Origin of the sequence: Haloquadratum walsbyi J07HQW2, from assembly GCF_000415985.1 — an archaeon.
Lineage (GTDB): Archaea > Halobacteriota > Halobacteria > Halobacteriales > Haloferacaceae > Haloquadratum > Haloquadratum walsbyi_B.
The window spans coordinates 475872-480887 of sequence record NZ_KE356561.1 but is presented as its reverse complement, the minus strand read 5'-3'; the positions used below and the strand labels follow the sequence as shown (position 1 = coordinate 480887).

Sequence of the window (5016 nt, the reverse complement as noted above, 5' to 3'; positions counted from 1 at the left end):
CGTCACGAAAGAAGACTGTGACGTGGCAAGCCCGGACGATGCAGATACCGTTGTCGGCGTTGATGTCAACGAGGATTGTGTGGCACTTGCTGCAATGGATCGCAATGGAGAGGTGAAAGACTCAATCGTGGTTTCGTATCCGTCAATCAAAGAGCGGCGACACGAGTTTTTCACCAAGCGAAAGCGGATGCAGACCGCTGGGCAAACCGGGCTTGAATCGGTCGTACAGACAGCGGAACGCGACTACGTTCACGATTGTCTGCACAAGGTGTCGCGGCAGGTAGTCGATTGGATGTCGCAATTCACGACTCCGGAACTCATCCTTGAAGACCTCAAGGACATGCGGGATTCGATTGACTACGGCACGCGGATGAACCGGCGGTTGCATAGCCTACCGTTTGCCTCATTGCAGGATATGCTGTCGTACAAGGCTGCATGGGCTGGTATTCCGACAGCGAAGGCTGATCCAGAATACACCAGCCAGCGATGCCCACGAACAGACTGCCAGCACACAGCCCGTGGGAACCGACACAAAAAGCGGTTCAAGTGTCAGCAGTGCGGGTTTCAGGATCATGCAGATCGGAAAGCCGCAGTCTGTATCGTGCAGAACTGGCTAGACGAGCGAACTGAGAATGTGCCGTCTCTCGAAAACCTTCCCAGGGTTCGGAAGGTGAGACGGGCGGCATCGGGTCGTGGTGGAGCGACCGATTCTCATGGAGTGGCTTCCACTTCAGGTGTTGACCGACACAGAACGTCGGCACAAGGTGAGAGCCGAGTGCGAGAGGAATTGAATTCCGTTGCCCCAGCAGTGCCGGAGTAAACACGGACGCCCCGCGCCACCGTGCGCGGGGTACTTCACGTGAGCGTGCAATTCTATAGATATGCCACGTCCGATGAAGCGTATACCTCTCCGTATAGAGACCTTTGAGGAGCTAAGTAAACTCAGAGGATCAGAAGAAACGTGGGATGACATTGTGAAAGAACTGATCAAGACTAAGCAGCTACAAAACCGGCGAGAGCTACTGAAACGGACAGATAACGATAATTTTGCGCCGCTTGATCAAGTATAGCAACAGTGCTGATCACAAGACTATATTGCTCGTAAACCCACTAAACTAGATGATGAGCGACACAGCTTGGGATAGTTCGAAGTCAGAACAGGAGATTCAAGAGAATATTAACCAAGCTCTTGAAGCCGCAAAATCTCTTGATTTTGCAACTCTTGACGAAGTCAAGGAAGCGTTCAAACACGACTAAAATCGATTTGTCAACCCGGTACTCTTCGAGGTCGTCACCAAGATCCGCTACGAGATCTTCGGGTATCTCGTGGAGCAGCTCCTCTCAGTCTCCATTCAAAACGTCTCAATATCTTTGTGCTCGGAGTGTAATGACCACGTATGTCGAGTGGCTCGGATACGCTGGTGGAGGCGGAATCCACGATCAATGACAGTTATGCAACGACGATCCCAGCAGCGATTCGGGCCGCACTCGATGACGCGCTTGAACCGGGAGATACCGTTCGGTGGGTTATCTCAGATGGAGAACTTTCAGTTGAGATCATTCACGAAGGGTATGGTGCGTTCGAAGACGCCGAACCGTTCGATGGGCCTGCATGGGAAAGTGACGCTGTGGCTGAGAGTACCTGGATGAAGTGAAAACGTTTAAAAAAAGCAGTAGTTGACCGCTCAAAGTCTGGAAGAAAGACAAGACATTATTTCCCATACAAGTCGAGCGGGGTTTTCTGACGGGAAAGTATACGATTCGTAAGAATACCCAGCAGTACCGGTTCGCTCCTGAAAATGGCCCCAGCCCTCAACATGTTCCTGCTCATGATGGTGCCATCCAAGATCACGCTCAGCATCGCTGTAATGAAACGAAAACTCGGGGCGGGCATCCTCACTCTCTCCAGCAAACCATCGAACCGTTAGCGTAGCATTGTCACTGTCAACTCCCCACCGCTCTATTGCAAGATCTGCAACGACTTCCACAAACTCGCCAGCTGGAAACCCGCGAGTTTCGATAGCGATTGGATGTCGTGTAAGCTCTTGTTTGATACTGTAAACTGCCTCGGGGTCGAGCCCCGAGGCTTTCGCGTTGACTCCCGTTCTATGCCTGAGTAGTAGCAGGAGGGTTGTATTCCCCGCTCACGTTCAGCGTCCCGCGATTCAAGCGCACGTCTACAGGTGCGCCTCCGTCGCCTGCACTTTGCCGACGACGGAGATACTGCAAGCCGACGTTCTTCGCCGCGTTGTAGTCGGCATGGTTCTCGTAGCCGCACTGCTGGCACGCAAACGATTCCTGATGTCGATTATCGTCGTGCGTAAATCCACACGTCGAACAACGGTTCGACGTATTCCGTGGATCAACCTGCACCCCCTCAACACCGTGTTCTGTGGCCTTGTACTCAACGTACTCATACAGGCGGCGAAACGCCCAGATGTGTTGCCACGATGCTTCAGGAATTTCTGTCCGAATATGCGTTAAATCCTCGAACACGATGTGCGAACAGTCATTTTCAATCGCCTCCGTAATGAGTTCGTTCGCTACCGTATGGAGCTGTATCTCGAACCTCCCGGTTTCTTTCCGCCCCACTGATTCAATATTCTCGTGGGCGTGCCGAGAGCCGCACGCTTGCAGGTCGCCACGACGCTTCTCGTATTCGCGCCGCCAGTGGTTGAACTCATCTGCTGGCCAGAACGTGCCAGTTGAGGTGACCGCAAGGTTGTTCACGCCCAAATCGACGCCGAGGACTGTTCTGTGCTCGGTGGTCGATTCGGGCGTCTTCTCGGCTGTTTCCTTCTGCATTGAGGCATGAAGGTACCACTCACCATCGCGGTACTGTAAGTGTCCCATCCGAAACTCGAAATCCTCGTCGGCTACGTACTTTGTCGGTGGTGTCTCCGAGTTATCGGGGAGAATATATTCGCACTCAATCCGTCCATCAACAGTAGACAGCGATACGTGGTCGCGGTGGAAGGTCGCACTCCGCTTGTCATATACCACGCTGTCTGCCGAAAAGTGCGGTTTCGAGGTATCTTCGCCTCGTTTGATCCGTTCGACACCACTCTTTACAGCTTCAACAGCCCGGCGAATCCCTTTCTGGACGAGATTCGCGGTGAGATCCGTTTCTGTTTTGAGCTGGTCGTACAGTGCGGTTTCGGCTTTGGCCTTCGAGGTAACGTGGAAGCCGTCGTCGCCGTGCCAACACCACTCGCTTGCGGTGTTGGCACAGTGTTTGAACTGCTCGACAGTCTCTCGGAGGAAAGCGTCGGCTCCGTCGGGTATGTCGAGTTTGATTACGGCGGTACGACGGTAGTCCACTGTAGTTCACACGTAAGCGTATAGGTATTTACATATTGGGAGTTAGACTACCATCGTCGCGTAGTTTCGGCATTGTCTATGGCGGCTTCCCCCCGACCTCAGTCGGGGCATCCGCCTTGTACCGCCTGTGAAGTGCACGGTGAGACGTCGTTGCTGAGTCGTATGAATCAGATGTCTCACCCATATCAAGCAGATACTCGGAAGTCTTCGCTGTATGTGTCGTAGTTCTCGATTGCATCCTCAACGATAGAGAGACGATAGGAAATGAGTTCCCAATCACTCGCTGTCTGTCGGATTTCTCGTGTCTGCTCTGAGGTCTCTGTCTCTGCAGCATGAGCACGAACCTCAGCAGGCGACTCAACAGTATATTGACTCTGCCAGTCTTCAATCTGGGATTGCAAAGAGGTCTTCAGCTGAATGAGACCGTCACGGTCATGCTGTTCAACTAACTCCCGAAGCATCTGTATTCGGGTATGGAGCGGATCGGGAGCATAGTGGCCTGTCCTGTCTCGGTCACGCTTGAGAAGAACATTCAACTCGACAAGTCGCTCAAGGTGGTCTCGGGCTGTATTTTCCGCCACATGGGCCTCATCTGCGATATATGAGACAGACCGTGGTTTGGAAACAGCACTGGCGACTGACTGAATTCGGTCGAACGCAGTGGTCTGTTCTTTCCACGCTTCAACACCAGCAGATTCGCTCATAGCACACTACAACCCCGTCAAGATAATAAATCTACCTTCAAATAGAATATTTGATTTGTTTCGATAGGGTCAGAGACTCAATTAGAAGCAGACCGGGGCTCGGAGCGACAACAAGGCCGTTCACTCAGCGTCCGGGGTTGAGTTACCAGCTCGGTAGTCCTCGGGATCGCTTCCAAAGTCTGCTGCAAGATCTTTGCGTACTTCTTTCCGCACCTTTTTGATATCCTCTCGAAGCGTCTCAATATCCTCGTCAGTCATCGGTATTGGTTGATCTCGTGTCATTCCTGTCAGAAGCAGTCTACGAGGCAAATATACGTTAGGCAAGAGCAGAATTTTCTCCAGCCGAGAGTCCAGCAAGCTCCACATCAAGATGAATCCGCTCGTATGGGACATACAGGCGTTTTGACTGGCCTTCGTCGATGATGAACAGAAGACCATGATCGGTGAGGAGGCTGACATCGTCGTGAACCGTACGGTAGTCCCGTTCAAGCTCGTTGGCTACTGCAGTAATGCTTTCAGCCGCACCATCGATATCGATGAGGCACTGTAGCAGTTCGATTCGGCGATTGGTGAGAACTTTGCGTAGGTTGCCAACAGTAGCGAACGAGACCACAGCTGGTTGTGATTCCCCGTCAGCAATCTTCTCTCCGGCGTCAAGGGTGTCCTCTTGCATGGTTTCAAAACTCTCAACAGTTACACGAAGGAGAGCTGGGCAAGGACGATCACGGGGATCGCTGTACTTGTCAGGCCAACCGTTGTCAATTGAATTAGTCATGATCTGTGTTTTCGATGCTAGTTAGATGATTGACTTCTTGGAGAAATCGAGCAGCATGGGCAGTGATACTCTGGGAATTAATGTCGGAGTCCGTACCGAAATTGATGTGTCGGTGGTGCCATCCGATGTCATCTGCATCATGTGCGTTGTCATATCGGAGTATGTCCCCAGTCTCTGGATGGTGAAGTACACGGGCACGGTGGGCCGTGGCTTCCG

At 52.3% G+C, this 5016-nt stretch carries 8 protein-coding genes and 1 pseudogene; 3 read left to right on the top strand and 6 right to left on the bottom strand.

Translation table 11 applies throughout. The features are described 5' to 3' along the window. From J07HQW2_RS02285 to J07HQW2_RS02280, 3 genes are all read left to right on the top strand, one after another. Positions 1-820 (top strand): RNA-guided endonuclease TnpB family protein (locus tag J07HQW2_RS02285; protein WP_021053640.1); only part of this gene is annotated, 820 nt, incomplete at its 5' end. Between the two features lie 299 nt (positions 821-1119). Then, positions 1120-1257: a hypothetical protein gene (locus J07HQW2_RS17235; RefSeq protein WP_303703904.1), complete on the top strand. Its 138-nt coding sequence runs from the start codon at positions 1120-1122 to the stop codon at positions 1255-1257. Between the two features lie 140 nt (positions 1258-1397). Continuing rightward, positions 1398-1655: an AbrB/MazE/SpoVT family DNA-binding domain-containing protein gene (locus J07HQW2_RS02280; protein ID WP_021053637.1), complete on the top strand. Its 258-nt coding sequence runs from the start codon at positions 1398-1400 to the stop codon at positions 1653-1655. A gap of 30 nt (positions 1656-1685) precedes the next feature. Here J07HQW2_RS02280 and J07HQW2_RS02275 read toward each other — a convergent pair whose 3' ends face one another. The 6 genes and pseudogenes from J07HQW2_RS02275 to J07HQW2_RS17225 all read right to left on the bottom strand — a co-directional run. Next, a complete protein-coding gene (locus J07HQW2_RS02275) occupies positions 1686-1988 on the bottom strand; it encodes a hypothetical protein (protein ID WP_021053636.1) in 303 nt (100 codons plus the stop codon). Between the two features lie 118 nt (positions 1989-2106). After that, positions 2107-3321: an RNA-guided endonuclease InsQ/TnpB family protein gene (locus J07HQW2_RS02270; protein WP_021053635.1), complete on the bottom strand. Its 1215-nt coding sequence runs from the start codon at positions 3319-3321 to the stop codon at positions 2107-2109. Positions 3322-3506: 185 nt separating this feature from the next. Then, a complete protein-coding gene (locus tag J07HQW2_RS02265) occupies positions 3507-4025 on the bottom strand; it encodes a DUF7342 family protein (RefSeq protein WP_021053633.1) in 519 nt (172 codons plus the stop codon). 120 nt (positions 4026-4145) lie between these two features. Further along, on the bottom strand, positions 4146-4283 hold the full coding sequence (locus tag J07HQW2_RS17230; RefSeq protein WP_303703903.1) for a hypothetical protein: 138 nt from the start codon (positions 4281-4283) through the stop codon (positions 4146-4148). A 58-nt stretch (positions 4284-4341) separates the two neighbouring features. Then, positions 4342-4800: an HVO_A0114 family putative DNA-binding protein gene (locus J07HQW2_RS02260; protein WP_021053631.1), complete on the bottom strand. Its 459-nt coding sequence runs from the start codon at positions 4798-4800 to the stop codon at positions 4342-4344. After that, positions 4793-5016 (bottom strand): annotated as a pseudogene (locus tag J07HQW2_RS17225) (hypothetical protein); the annotation flags it as partial. The gene J07HQW2_RS02260 and the pseudogene J07HQW2_RS17225, both read right to left, overlap by 8 nt.